Genomic DNA, 13,023 nt, shown 5'->3' with positions numbered 1-13,023 from the left:
AAGGTAACCCCGACATGCGCACCCTCCTTCTCGCTCCCCTGATGCTGGCCGCCAGCGTGGCCAGTGCCGCCGACTCGGTGAAGATCTACAACTGGTCGAGCTACATCGCCCCGGACACCCTGAAGCACTTCCAGCAAACCACCGGCATCAATCCCACCTACGACGTGTTCGACAGCAACGAGACCCTCGACGGCAAGCTGATGACCGGCAACTCCGGCTACGACGTGGTGTTCCCCTCCAACCACTTCATGGCCCGGCAGATCCAGGGCAAGGCCCTGAAGCAGCTGGACAAGTCGCAACTGCCCAACTGGAAGAACCTCAACCCAGTGCTGCTCAAGGCCCTGGAGGTCAACGACCCGGGCAACCAGTACGGCTTCCCGTACCTGTGGGGCAGCACCGGCATCGGCTACAACATCGACAAGGTCAAGGCGGTGCTCGGCGACAATGCGCCCATCGATTCGTGGGACCTGTTCTTCAAGCCCGAATACCTCGCCAAGCTCAAGAGCTGCGGCGTGGCGGTGCTGGACAACGGCCCCGAGCTGCTGCCGATCGCCCTGCACTACCTGGGCCTGCCCCACCACAGCCAGAACCCGGCGGACTACGACAAGGCCAAGGCGTTGCTGATGCAGGTGCGCCCGTATATCAGCTACTTCCATTCCTCGAAGTACACCGGCGACCTGGCCAACGGCGATGTGTGCCTGGTGGTGGGTTTCTCGGGCGATGTGCTGCAGGCGAAGAACCGTGCCGAGGAAGCGAAGAACGGGGTGAAGGTGGGCTACTCGATCCCGAAGGAAGGCGCGCCGATGTGGTTCGACATGGTGGCCATGCCGGCCGATGCACCAGACGAGAAGGCCGGGTATGCGTACATGAACTACCTATTGCAGCCGGAGGTGATGGCCAACATCAGCAACTTCGTGCAGTACGCCAATGGCAACCAGCAGGCGGATGCGCTGGTGGACCCGGCGCTGAAGGGCAACACGATGATCTACCCGAGTGACGACGTGATGGGCAAGTTGTATGCGCTGGAAGCGATGCCGGCGAAGATCGACCGCATCAGGACGCGGATCTGGACCAGCATAAAAGCAGGCAACTGACATTCGTCAGTTACAAGCTTGAAGCCGCAAGCGACAAGAAAAAGGCGGGCCTTTCCGGGCCCGCCTCTTCTTGAAGCTCGCAGTTTGCAACTGCTCTTAGTGGTGCTCGCGAGTCGCGCGGAATTTCACATCCGGCCAGCGCTCTTCCATCAGCGCCAGGTTGACCCGGGTCGGGGCCAGGTAGGTCAGGTGACCACCGCCGTCGATGGCCAGGTTCTCCACCGCCTTGTTCTGGAATTCCTCGAGCTTCTTCTTGTCGTCGCAGCTGATCCAGCGCGCCGACCAGACGGTGATCGGCTCATAGGCGCACTCGACCTTGTACTCTTCCTTCAGGCGGCTGGCGACCACGTCGAACTGCAGCACACCGACCGCGCCGAGGATGATGTCGTTGCTGCGCTCGGGGAAGAACACCTGGGTCGCGCCCTCTTCGGCCAGCTGCTGCAGGCCCTGGCGCAGCTGCTTGGATTTCAGCGGGTCCTTCAGGCGCACGCGGCGGAACAGCTCCGGGGCGAAGTGCGGGATGCCGGTGAAGCCCAGCGCCTCGCCTTCGGTGAAGGTGTCGCCGATCTGGATGGTGCCGTGGTTGTGCAGTCCGATGATGTCACCGGCATAGGCCTCTTCCAGCTGCTCGCGCTCGGAGGAGAAGAAGGTCAGGGCATCGCCGATGCGCACGTCCTTGCCAGTGCGCACGTGGCGCATCTTCATGCCTTTCTCGTACTTGCCCGAGCAGATACGCATGAAAGCGATACGGTCACGGTGTTTCGGGTCCATGTTCGCCTGGATCTTGAACACGAAGCCGGTGAACTTCTCTTCCACCGGTTCCACGGTGCGCTCGTGGGCGACGCGGGCCAATGGGCGCGGCGCCCAGTCGACAACCGCGTCGAGCACATGGTCGACACCGAAGTTGCCCAATGCGGTACCGAAGAACACCGGGGTCAGCTGGCCATTGATGAACGCGTCCTGGTCGAACTCGTGGCAGGCGCCCTGCACCAGCTCGAGTTGTTCGAGGAAGCGGTCGTACTCGTCACCCAGGTGGGCGCGGGCTTCATCGGAGTCGAGCTTCTCGATGATCTTCGCTTCGGTGCGCTCGTGGCCATGCCCCGGGGTGTAGACGATGATGTAGTCGCCGGCCAGGTGATACACGCCCTTGAAGTCGCGGTAGCAACCGATCGGCCAGGTGATCGGCGCGGCCTTGATCTTCAGCACCGCCTCGATTTCGTCGAGCAGTTCGATCGGGTCGCGGATGTCACGGTCGAGTTTGTTGATGAAGCTGACGATCGGCGTGTCGCGCAGGCGGCACACATCCATCAGGGCAATGGTGCGCGGCTCGACGCCCTTACCGCCGTCGAGCACCATCAGCGCCGAGTCCACCGCGGTCAGGGTGCGGTAGGTGTCTTCCGAGAAGTCTTCGTGGCCGGGGGTGTCGAGCAGGTTGATCATGTGCTCGCGGTAGGGGAACTGCATCACCGAGGTGGTGATGGAGATGCCGCGCTGTTTCTCCATTTCCATCCAGTCGGAGGTGGCGTGGCGGTCGGACTTGCGCGACTTCACGGTACCGGCGACGGCAATGGCCTTGCCCATCAGCAGGAGCTTCTCGGTGATGGTGGTCTTACCGGCGTCGGGGTGGGAAATGATTGCGAAAGTGCGGCGCTTCGCGACTTCGGCGGCCTGGTTGGTCATGGGAAATCGCCTGACTGGGGATTCAAAAAGGGGCGATATCATACCTGAAGTCGGGGCAGGGGCCAAAATCTGCTGGTGCATGGCGGAAATCCTGTGGCGCCTTTGAGATCGAGCGCCGCGCGGGCGGCGCTCGATCTTGAGAACACCGCTAATTTCTCGCCCTACACCTGGCCGCCCGTACCCAATTTCAAAAATGCACCTTATGGCCATCACACACTTGCGAGCGTGTCGAAGCGGAAATCACGATTTGATTACTCAAAATCTGAAAGCGAAATGCTTTTTTCGCCAGGGAAAAATGCCAACACTTCGAGTTTCCCACCGAGCGATTCAACATGCCCACGCAGTGTAGAGATCAGTATGTCCGGACATTGTTCAAGCGCTGCACGATGCTCAACGCCGAGGCCTTCTTCGCCTGTAAGCAAATACCTGCGAAGCGCATCTAGCATTAACTCCTCCTGTATCAGCTCGCGGCCTCGCGCTTCCGCTTTCGCTCTGCATTCCGGCGACAGACTGGCCATGACTTCTTCGAGTGTCTTCACGATTCTCTCCTCTTTGACCGAATTTCCCTGCGCGATCTTGATCGTGCCGACAAACGCCTCGATAGCAGGAATTTCAACGCCTCCACGTAATATTTACGCTGTTTTATCGCGCGAAATTTCCTACACCCCAGTGATTAGCACTGGCCAAATGCCGCCCCAGATGGGAACCTTTACGCCCACGGAGACGTCCACTCCCCTGCAAGCCGCTTCGCTTCAGGGCTGGTTTCACCTGCTTCACGAGCCCGACGGGGTTCGGCTCATGGCCTGATGCCGCGCATCGGCTGCTACTCGCGAGCACACCACCCGCCGCCAGGAATGGCCGGCCGCACGGGGGTGTGATCGCCGACTATAAAAAAGGAGTCCGCCTGTGGCTGCACGCTACGGAAAAGGGCTGTTGGGATGGGCCGCCGTGCTCGTCATCCTGGCCCTGCTGGTCCACTGGATCGGCATCGACACGATCGCCCGCTACCGCGACGATCTTGGGTTCTACCTGCAAGCGCACCTGGTCCTGGTGCTGGCTTCGATGGCGGCGGCGCTGGCCGTGGGCATCCCCGCCGGCATTGCCTTGAGTCGACCGCACCGGGTCGACAAGGCCGAGCGCTTCATGCAGCTGTTCAACGTTGGCAACACCATCCCTCCCCTGGCCGTCCTGGCCATTGCCCTGAGTATCCTGGGCATCGGCGCAGGTCCTGCGATCTTCGCACTGTTCCTCGCCTCCCTCCTGCCCATCGTGCGCAACACCTACGAGGGCCTGAAAAACGTCCCTGCCTCGCTCAAGGAAGCCGCCACCGGCATCGGCATGACCGCGCGCCAGCAGTTGTGGCAGGTAGAGCTGCCCAATGCCGTGCCGATCATCGTCGGCGGCGTGCGCGTGGCCCTGGCCTTGAACGTGGGCACCGCGCCCCTGGCGTTCCTGATCGGCGCCAACAGCCTGGGCAGCCTGATTTTCCCCGGCATCGCCCTGAACAACCAACCGCAGCTGCTGCTCGGCGCCGCCTGCACGGCGCTGCTGGCCCTGGCGCTCGATGCGTTGGTGAGTTTCTCCAGCAAGCGCTGGCTGGAACGTGGCCTGGCCCAATAACAAGAGGCAAAGCATGAAGAAAACAATCGCCTTGTTCCTGGGCGCGGCCCTGTTTTGCGCAGGCGTTGCCCAGGCAGCGGAAAAACCACAGATCCGCATCGGCGCCCGGGTGTTCACCGAACAGACCGTGCTCGCCGAGATCACCGCCCAGTATCTGCGCGCCAACGGCTTCGATGTGCGGGTGACCACCGGCCTGGGCAGCAATATCGCCCGCCAGGCCCAGGAAACCGGCCAGCTCGACCTGATGTGGGAATACACCGGCGTATCGCTGGTCTCGTACAACCATATCGACGAGCGCATGCCCGACGCCGCAGCCACCTATGCGCGAGTGAAAGAACTCGACGCGAAGAAGGGCCTGGTCTGGCTGACTCCGTCGAAGTTCAGCAACACCTACGCCCTGGGCCTGCCAAAGGCAGTCGCCAAGTCCTATCCGCAGATCAACTCGATCAGCGACCTCAACCAAGTGCTGCGTGAGGAGCCCGACCGCAACCACCTGGTGGCGCTGGACACCGAGTTCGCCAACCGCCCGGATGGCCTGGTCGGCCTGCGCGAGCTGTACGAGCTGCCGCTGGACCGGCGCAACATCCGCCAGATGGACGGCGGCCTGGTGTACACCGCCATGCGCAACAACCAGGTGTTCGCCGGCCTGGTCTACACCACCGACGGGCGCCTGAGCGCGTTCGACCTCAAGCTGCTGGAAGACGACAAGCACTACTTCCCCGACTACACCGCCGCCCCGGTACTGCGCCAGGCCGTGCTCGACGCCCACCCTCGCCTGGCCACCCTGCTCAAGCCGCTGGCCGAGCAACTGGACGACGAGACCATGCGCCAGCTCAACGCCAAGGTCGATGTCGAGCACCAGAGCCCGACGGTGGTAGCCGCCGCGTTCCTGCGTGAGCACCCACTCAGCGAGGTACAGCCATGAGCCTGCTCGACACCTTCGCCCACCTCGACTGGGCACAGGTCCTGCAACTGACCTGGCAGCACATCATGCTGGTCGGCATCGCGGTAAGCCTGGCGATCCTTGTCGGCGTGCCGCTGGGCATCCTGATGACCCGCTTCCCGGTGTTCGCCGGCCCCCTGCAGGCCAGCGCCACCGTGCTGCTGACCATCCCCTCGATCGCCCTGTTCGGCTTGCTGCTGCCGTTCTACTCGAAGTTCGGCCAGGGCCTGGGGCCGCTGCCGGCGATCACCGCGGTGTTCCTTTATTCACTGCTGCCGATCCTGCGCAACACCTACCTGGCCCTGACCAACGTCGAGCCCGGTATTCGTGAAGCCGCCCGCGGCATCGGCATGACCTTCGGCCAGCGCCTGCGCATGGTCGAGCTGCCCATTGCCGTGCCGGTGATCCTCGCCGGCGTGCGCACCGCCGTGGTGATGAACATCGGCGTGATGACCATCGCCGCGACCATCGGTGCCGGCGGCCTGGGCGTGCTCATTCTCACCTCCATCAGCCGCAGCGACATGTCGATGCTGCTGGTCGGCGCGGTGCTGGTCAGCCTGCTGGCGATCATCGCCGACCTGCTCCTGCAAGCCCTGCAACGTGCCCTGACTCCAGAAGGACTGCGCTCATGATCGAACTGAAGAACCTCAGCAAGACCTTCAACGTCAACGGCAAGGACGTCAAAGCCGTCGACGCGGTAAGCCTCACCGTCAACGAAGGCGAAATCTGCGTGTTCCTCGGCCCCTCCGGCTGCGGCAAGAGCACCACGCTGAAGATGATCAACCGCCTGATCACCCCGACCTCAGGGCAAGTGTTCATCAATGGCGAGGACACAACCGGCCTGGACGAGGTGACCCTGCGCCGGCATATCGGCTACGTGATCCAGCAGATCGGCCTGTTCCCCAACATGACCATCGAGGAGAACATCACCGTGGTGCCGCGCCTGCTCGGCTGGGACAAGCAGAAATGCCACGATCGTGCCCGCGAGCTGATGCACATGATCAAGCTCGAGCCCAAGCAGTACCTGCAGCGCTACCCACGCGAACTGTCCGGAGGCCAGCAGCAACGCATCGGCGTGATCCGCGCCCTGGCCGCCGAGGCCCCGGTGCTGCTGATGGACGAACCATTCGGCGCGGTCGACCCGATCAACCGCGAGATGATCCAGAACGAGTTCTTCGAGATGCAGCGGGCCCTGAACAAGACGGTGATCATGGTCAGCCATGACATCGACGAGGCCATCAAGCTGGGCGACAAGATCGCCATCTTCCGCGCCGGCAAGCTGTTGCAGCTGGATCACCCGGACACCCTGCTGGCACACCCGGTGGACGATTTTGTCAGCAACTTCGTCGGCCAGGACAGCACCCTGAAACGCCTGCTGCTGGTGCGCGCCGAGGATGCGGCGGACAACGCGCCGTCGCTGAGCCCGGAAACACCGGTGGGCGATGCGCTGGAGCTGCTGGACGAGCATGACCGCCGTTACGTGGTGGTGACCGATGCGCAAAATCGCGCGCTGGGTTATGTGCGCCGGCGCGACATGCACCGCCAGCAGGGCACGTGCGGGGATTTCCTGCGTCCGTTCAATGCCACGGCGGCGCACGATGAGCACCTGCGCATCCTGCTGTCGCGCATGTACGAGTTCAATCGGGCGTGGTTGCCGGTGCTGGATGCCGAGCAGGTGTTCCTGGGCGAGGTGACGCAGGAGTCGATTGCGGCGTACCTGAGTTCTGGGCGCTCGCGCGGGGCGAAGACCTCGATCGTGTCGCCGGCAGAGGCAGTGACCTCCTGATAGAAAGCCGGGGGCGCTTTGCGCCCCGGCAATCTTGGATCAGAACCCTACACTGGCCTGCACATAGAACGTGCGCGGCTCACCCACATAGATCCCCGCGTTGTTGTCGCTGGAGCGGGTGAAATACTGCTTGTCGAACAGGTTCTTCACCCCGGCGGCCAGCTTCAGGTTCGACAGCTGCGGCCCGAACGCATAGCCACCCCGGGCATGCCAGGTGACATAGCCCGGAATGTCGCCATATTGCCCATCGGCGCTTGGCTCGGTGATGTAGTTGCCGTTGAAACTGCCATTGGCGTTCATCCCGGTACCCGGCGCGCGCTGCTTCGACTGGGCGTAGGCATCCAGGTTCCAGGTCCAGCGGTTGACCTCGTAGCGCACACCGGCGGTGGCCACCTGGCGCGAATAGAACGGCAGGTCACGGCCCTTGAAACCAGGGATCTCACCCTCGTAGGTGGCACGGGTGTAGGTGTAGCCGGCATTCACCGACAGCCCCTGCAGGCGTGGGTCCAGGCCGGACAGGTCGTAGCGCGCCGAGGCCTCGATGCCCTGGTGCTTGGTCGCCCCGAGGTTGGTCCAGCCGACATCGTTGCTGATGTACTGCAGCTCATCGTCGAAGTCGATGTAGAAGGCTGTCAGCTCACCGGCCCAGTTGCCGTTGTCATAGCGCGTGCCGATTTCGTAGGTCTTGGCCTTCTCCGGCTCCAGGCCGTTTGCCGTGCTGTCGCCGACGCCGCCCTGGCCCAGCTGGAAGTACTGCAGGCTGCCGAACGAGGTCTCGTAGTTGGCGAACAGCTTCCAGGCGTCGGACATGTGGTACATCACGCTAAGTGCTGGCAGCGGTTCGTTGCTGGTGATGCTGCGGTTCTTCTCCGGCACCGGACGGTAGTTGGCGTCCAGCACCGGTCGGTCGCGCCAGTCGGTGTTGATGTGCTCGAAGCGGATGCCCGGGGTGATGGTCCAGTTGCCGACGTCGATCTTGTCGTCGATGTAGTAGGCGCTGGCCTCGGTGCCACCGCTGCGGTCCTGGAACACATGGCCGTCGGAGGTCGGGGTCACGGTCGGCACGTTGTCGACCAGCGCCAGGCGGGTGGACTGCTCGCGCATCGCTTCCTTCAGGTAGCGATAGCCGACGCTGACTTCCTGGGTGGTCGGGCCGACGAAGAAGATCCGCGACAGGCGTGGCTCGATGGCAAAGGTGTGGTAGTTGCGCGGGTACGACGACAGGGTCTTCTGGTCGCGGGCGGCGATGGCGCTGCCACGGAAGCTGTCGGTGTAGTAAGTCAGCACCTCGAACTGGGTGGCATCGTCGATCTGTCGCTGCCACTTGAAGGACACGTCCTTGCGCCGGCCGCTGAAGTAGTCGTAGTCGCGCACCGACTGGTAGGGGTTGTGATCGTACTGGGCCTGGGTCAGGCCGCCCGGCATGTCGGCGCGGCCATCGTAGTAGTGAAAATTGAGCCAGAACTCGTCGACATCGGTCGGTGCCCAGTGGGTCTTGAGCATCACGTCGTCGATATCGTTGTCGTTGTTGCTTTCGCGATAGCCATCGCCATTCACCCCGGTATACAGCAACGCCACGCCCATGCCGTTGTCGGCGGTGCCGCCGACGAAGGCCGACTCGGTGTGCTTCCAGCCGCCATCGCGCGAAGTCTCGAGGGTGGTGGACAGCTCGCCGCTGGCCTTCTCGGGGATCGCCCGGGTGACGAAGTTGATCACCCCACCGACGTTCTGCGGGCCATAGCGTACCGAGCCTGCACCACGGACCACGTCGATGCTGTCGAGGTTGCCCGAGGAGATCGGCGCCATCGACAGCTGTGGCTGACCGTAGGGGGCGAAGGCTGCCGGGATGCCATCGATCAACACCGTCGAACGCGGCGACAGGCGCGACGTCAGGCCACGCACGCCGACGTTCAGCGACAGGTCGCTGCCACCGGTGCCGTTGGAGTCCTGCACCTGCACGCCCGGGATACCGCGCAGGGCGTCACGCACGTTCATCGTGCCCTTCTCCACCATCGCTTCGCGGCGCACCACGGTGCGCGCGCCCGGGTGGTTCTGCACCACGCTCTGCTCGGCGTCGCCCAGCCAGTCCCCGACCACCTTGATATCGGTGGGCGCCAGCTCCAGGCTGCCGGTGGTCAGGGTGCCAGCGGCCTGCGCCGGCTTGACCACCACGGTGTCGGCGGACTGCTCAAAGGTCAGCCCGCTGCCTTGCAGCAGTTGCTGTAGGGCCTGCTCCGGCGCCAGGTTGCCGGACACGGCCGGGGCCTGCTTGCCATCCACCAGCTCGGGGCTGAAGAACAGTTGCAGGTTGGTCTGCTGGCCCAATTGCTTGAGCGCGCCCGCCAATGGCTGGGCCTGGATCTGGATGCTGTCGGCGTAGCTGTTGCCGGCGGCGGCGCTGACCGCCAGGGCCAGCGCCAGGCGGCGCAGCTGGAGAAGGGGATTATTGTTGTTCACGTCTTCGATGGGTCCTGAGAGTCGGGATAAACGCCAACCGCATGCAAATGGAAATGCTTGGCAGTTGCAGCTGGCGGGGAAGACGAACGAACGGAAAAAAACCTGAATCTATTTCAGAACAATTTCGCTGGAGCCGTCCGCAAGGGTCTTCACCCGCACCGGCAGGATGCTCGGCAAGGCCCGCAACAGGGCGTCCGGGTCGTCAGTGCTGAAGGTGCTCGACAGGCGCAGCGCGGCGGCCTTGCCGGGCGCCACATGCAGTGGCCGGACACGGTAGCGCGAGACTTCCGCCACGACATCGCTCAGCGGCGCGTTGTCGAATACCAGCTTGCCCTGGCGCCAGGCGGTCACCGCGCTGGCATCGATGGCATAGGGTGCGGCGACCTTGCCCTGCCCATCGATATGCGAACCCTGGCCGGCAGTGAGCAGCGCCAGCGACTCGCCCGCGCCCTGTACCTTCACCGAACCTTGCTCCACCGCCACGCGGGTGCTGTTCGGATCCTGTCGTACATCGAAGCGGGTGCCGGTGACGGTGACATCGCCCTGGGCAGTGCTCACCACGAAGGGGCGATCGCTGTCATGGGCGACGATGAACATCGCCTCGCCCGCACCCAGGCGCACATGGCGCTGCCCCGCAGAGAACATCACCTGCACCTGGGTGGCACTGTTGAGCTCCAGCCGTGAACCGTCCGGCAGTTCGACCTGACGCCGCTCGCCCAAGGCCGTAGTCAACGTGTCCTGATGGTTGAGCTGCTGATACTGCCAACCTGTCCAGCCCAGCCCCAGCGCGACCACCGCCACCCCGGCCGCCAATGCCTGGCGCAACAAGCGTCGGCGCGGCAACTGGCGTACCGGCTCGGGCTGGCACAGCGCCTCGAGGCGTTGCCGGGGGATGAAGTCGGCGGCGCGCCACAGCTGCGCCAGGCGCTCGTACTCTTGCCGATTTGAGGGATGCTGCGCCAACCACGCCTGCAACGCCGCGTGCACGACTTTGTCGTGCGGCGCGTCCTGGGCCCGGGCGAACCAGCTGGCCGCCTGCTCGCCCACGGGATCGGGCGCGTGCTGTTTCATCGAAGGGGTCTCCTGACTCATCTGGCCGACACATCCAGGTGCTCACGCAGATGTCGGAGCGTGCGGATCATATACTTTTCGACCATGTTCTTGGTCAAACCCATGCGCTCGGCGATCTCGGCCTGGGTCAGGCCTTCGAGCTTCTGCCAGATGAACACCCTGCGGCAGTTCAGCGGCAGCTCGGCCAGCGCCCGCTCGACGCTGTCGGCCAGTTCCAGGGCATGTACATACGCTTCCGGATCGTCCCCTGCGGCCATGTCCCCTGCGAAGGCCTCAAGCTCCAGGGCCTGGCGCCGGTCCTCGCGGCGAAAGCCGTCGACGGCGATGTTACGGGCAGTCTGGTGCAGGTAGGCGCGTGGCTGTTCGACCTGCTCGCGCGGGTTTTCCAGCACCCGCACAAAGGCATCGTGGGTGAGGTCCTCGGCCTGCTGTCGACTGCGCAGTTTGCGCGTCCAGGTGCCGATCAGCTCTTGGTAATGGTCGAGGAAGCCTTTGGGTCCGGACACGGTCGGGGTCGTCAGGGAGGCAGATGAGGTCGCGAATAGTAATGTTTCTCATCAAGGACGGCAATCGACATGTCCCTTGCACGACCAATGGCCACGACGGGCTCTGCGTAACAAAAAATTTATGGCCAATTTCGCGGTAAAAATCGGGTTGAGCATGTGGCCATAAATTTGAACACTCCGTAACCATTCGCCGCCCTGCCTCAACCCCCGACAAACGGTCACCTACGGTTTCCTCCGCCCTTTCGCGGCGAAACCAGAGCCATCATGCAAAGAATGAAGCTGTCAGCCGATCGCGGCCAGATCGCCACCTATTCCACAATTTTTTACGCTGGTGGCCTTTTCAGGAACCTACCGGGCGCACATCAGTCGGTTATCACAGCGGCAGCTCCGCGACAGGCGACGAGTACCCCGGGATTGCCTGTTGATATTGCCGTTTTCACGTCCTAAAGTGCGCGCCGAACGTCCATGCTGGAAACGATCCATCCGGCTCAAGTACTGACGACGAGACAGCAAGGTCATCCGCCTTTTCCAAGCACGGCTGACCTTTTTGCTTTCGGCGACATGCCTTGGGAAGTAGGCGAACCAAAGTGGGGATACGGAGGACGTTCAGTTGCTGCCACTTATCTTTTCAGTTTGCCCATGGAGCCCCTGAGCATGTCGATCCAGGTCGAAGACTACTTTGCGCGTGACACCTTCCAGAAAATGAAGGCGTTCGCCGACAAGCAGGAAACCCCGTTCGTTCTCATCGATACCCAGATGATCAGCCAGGCCTATGACGACCTGCGCGCCGGGTTCGAATTCGCCAAGGTCTACTACGCGGTCAAGGCCAACCCTGCGGTCGAGATCATCGACCTGCTGAAGGAAAAGGGCTCGAGCTTCGACATCGCCTCGATCTATGAACTGGACAAGGTGCTCGGCCGCGGCGTCAGCGCCGACCGCATCAGCTACGGCAACACCATCAAGAAGTCCAAGGACATCCGCTACTTCTACGAGAAAGGCGTGCGCCTGTACGCCACCGACTCCGAGGCCGACCTGCGCAACATCGCCAAGGCCGCGCCGGGCTCGAAAGTCTATGTGCGCATTCTCACCGAAGGCTCCACCACCGCCGACTGGCCACTGTCGCGCAAGTTCGGCTGCCAGACCGACATGGCCATGGACCTGCTGATCCTCGCCCGCGACCTGGGCCTGGTGCCTTACGGCATCTCCTTCCACGTCGGCTCGCAACAGCGCGACATCAGCGTGTGGGACGCAGCCATCGCCAAGGTCAAGGTGATCTTCGAGCGCCTCAAGGAAGAAGACGGCATCGAGCTGAAGCTGATCAACATGGGCGGCGGCTTCCCGGCCAACTACATCACCCGCACCAACAGCCTCGAGACCTACGCCGAAGAGATCATCCGCTTCCTCAAGGAAGACTTCGGCGACGACCTGCCGGAAATCATCCTCGAGCCTGGCCGTTCGCTGATCGCCAACGCCGGTATCCTGGTCAGTGAAGTGGTACTGGTGGCGCGCAAGTCGCGCACTGCCGTCGAGCGCTGGATCTACACCGACGTGGGCAAGTTCTCCGGCCTGATCGAAACCATGGACGAGGCGATCAAGTTCCCGATCTGGACCGAGAAGAAAGGCGAGGCCGAGGAAGTGGTGATCGCCGGCCCGACCTGCGACAGCGCCGACATCATGTACGAGAACTACAAGTATGGCCTGCCGCTGAACCTGGCCATCGGCGACCGCCTGTACTGGCTGTCCACCGGCGCCTACACCACCAGCTACAGCGCGGTGGAGTTCAACGGCTTCCCGCCGCTGAAGGCTTACTACCTGTAACTCGAGGCGTCACTTGGGGCTGCTACGCAGCCCATCGCCGGCAAGCCG

General features: G+C 63.1%; 11 protein-coding genes. 6 read left to right on the top strand and 5 right to left on the bottom strand.

Features of this window, described 5'->3' with window-relative positions; translation table 11 throughout:
• Positions 1-14 precede the first annotated feature (14 nt).
• A complete protein-coding gene (locus tag AAHK21_RS18585) occupies positions 15-1,094 on the top strand; it encodes a polyamine ABC transporter substrate-binding protein (RefSeq protein WP_023629782.1) in 1,080 nt (359 codons plus the stop codon).
• A 96-nt stretch (positions 1,095-1,190) separates the two neighbouring features.
• On the opposite strand, the gene AAHK21_RS18580 is transcribed toward AAHK21_RS18585, so the two are convergent.
• Together AAHK21_RS18580 and AAHK21_RS18575 are read right to left on the bottom strand one after the other, a co-directional pair.
• On the bottom strand, positions 1,191-2,774 hold the full coding sequence (locus tag AAHK21_RS18580; RefSeq protein ID WP_023629783.1) for a peptide chain release factor 3: 1,584 nt from the start codon (positions 2,772-2,774) through the stop codon (positions 1,191-1,193).
• 251 nt (positions 2,775-3,025) lie between these two features.
• Complete coding sequence (locus AAHK21_RS18575; protein WP_367857995.1) at positions 3,026-3,313, bottom strand: transcriptional regulator; 288 nt, start codon at positions 3,311-3,313, stop codon at positions 3,026-3,028.
• Positions 3,314-3,680: 367 nt separating this feature from the next.
• Between AAHK21_RS18575 and AAHK21_RS18570 the strand changes: the two genes are divergently transcribed.
• The 4 genes from AAHK21_RS18570 to AAHK21_RS18555 are packed head-to-tail and all read left to right on the top strand — an operon-like array spanning position 3,681 to position 7,123.
• Positions 3,681-4,394, top strand: a complete 714-nt coding sequence (locus AAHK21_RS18570; protein ID WP_110699920.1) for an ABC transporter permease — start codon at positions 3,681-3,683, stop codon at positions 4,392-4,394.
• A 13-nt stretch (positions 4,395-4,407) separates the two neighbouring features.
• The gene (locus AAHK21_RS18565; RefSeq protein WP_367857994.1) at positions 4,408-5,319 is read left to right on the top strand and encodes a glycine betaine ABC transporter substrate-binding protein; all 912 of its coding nucleotides are present in this window, start codon (positions 4,408-4,410) and stop codon (positions 5,317-5,319) included.
• Positions 5,316-5,969, top strand: coding sequence for an ABC transporter permease (locus AAHK21_RS18560; protein WP_263160170.1), 654 nt, complete (start codon positions 5,316-5,318; stop codon positions 5,967-5,969). Before AAHK21_RS18565 ends, AAHK21_RS18560 begins: the two co-directional genes overlap by 4 nt.
• Entirely contained in the window at positions 5,966-7,123 is a 1,158-nt protein-coding gene (locus AAHK21_RS18555) for a betaine/proline/choline family ABC transporter ATP-binding protein (protein WP_367857993.1), read from the top strand. The genes AAHK21_RS18560 and AAHK21_RS18555 overlap by 4 nt, the downstream gene beginning before the upstream one ends.
• A 39-nt stretch (positions 7,124-7,162) precedes the next feature.
• Here the strand turns inward: AAHK21_RS18555 and AAHK21_RS18550 are convergent, their stop codons facing one another.
• From AAHK21_RS18550 to AAHK21_RS18540, 3 genes are all read right to left on the bottom strand, one after another.
• Positions 7,163-9,580, bottom strand: coding sequence for a TonB-dependent siderophore receptor (locus tag AAHK21_RS18550; RefSeq protein ID WP_367857992.1), 2,418 nt, complete (start codon positions 9,578-9,580; stop codon positions 7,163-7,165).
• Between the two features lie 108 nt (positions 9,581-9,688).
• Positions 9,689-10,651 carry a FecR domain-containing protein gene (locus AAHK21_RS18545; protein WP_367857991.1) on the bottom strand — a complete coding sequence of 321 codons (963 nt, stop codon included), beginning with the start codon at positions 10,649-10,651 and terminating at the stop codon, positions 9,689-9,691.
• A 17-nt stretch (positions 10,652-10,668) separates the two neighbouring features.
• Positions 10,669-11,157 carry a sigma-70 family RNA polymerase sigma factor gene (locus AAHK21_RS18540; protein WP_046854264.1) on the bottom strand — a complete coding sequence of 163 codons (489 nt, stop codon included), beginning with the start codon at positions 11,155-11,157 and terminating at the stop codon, positions 10,669-10,671.
• Positions 11,158-11,811: 654 nt separating this feature from the next.
• Between AAHK21_RS18540 and AAHK21_RS18535 the strand changes: the two genes are divergently transcribed.
• Positions 11,812-12,975, top strand: coding sequence for a type III PLP-dependent enzyme (locus tag AAHK21_RS18535; protein WP_025337787.1), 1,164 nt, complete (start codon positions 11,812-11,814; stop codon positions 12,973-12,975).
• Positions 12,976-13,023: the final 48 nt, after the last annotated feature.

This window comes from Pseudomonas sp. TE50-2 (assembly GCF_040813665.1).
Classification (GTDB): domain Bacteria; phylum Pseudomonadota; class Gammaproteobacteria; order Pseudomonadales; family Pseudomonadaceae; genus Aquipseudomonas; species Aquipseudomonas soli.
The sequence above is the reverse complement of the archived record's forward strand: the minus strand, read 5'-3'. Positions and strand labels throughout refer to the sequence as shown.

Excerpts from the sequence above, each read along its gene's own strand:
- AAHK21_RS18580 (WP_023629783.1), bottom strand. The coding sequence starts at position 2,774 with ATGACCAACCAGGCCGCCGAAGTCGCGAAGCGCCGCACTTTCGCAATC.
- AAHK21_RS18555 (WP_367857993.1), top strand. The coding sequence starts at position 5,966 with ATGATCGAACTGAAGAACCTCAGCAAGACCTTCAACGTCAACGGCAAG.
- AAHK21_RS18545 (WP_367857991.1), bottom strand. The coding sequence starts at position 10,651 with ATGAAACAGCACGCGCCCGATCCCGTGGGCGAGCAGGCGGCCAGCTGG.
- AAHK21_RS18565 (WP_367857994.1), top strand. The coding sequence starts at position 4,408 with ATGAAGAAAACAATCGCCTTGTTCCTGGGCGCGGCCCTGTTTTGCGCA.
- AAHK21_RS18585 (WP_023629782.1), top strand. The coding sequence starts at position 15 with ATGCGCACCCTCCTTCTCGCTCCCCTGATGCTGGCCGCCAGCGTGGCC.
- AAHK21_RS18535 (WP_025337787.1), top strand. The coding sequence starts at position 11,812 with ATGTCGATCCAGGTCGAAGACTACTTTGCGCGTGACACCTTCCAGAAA.
- AAHK21_RS18560 (WP_263160170.1), top strand. The coding sequence starts at position 5,316 with ATGAGCCTGCTCGACACCTTCGCCCACCTCGACTGGGCACAGGTCCTG.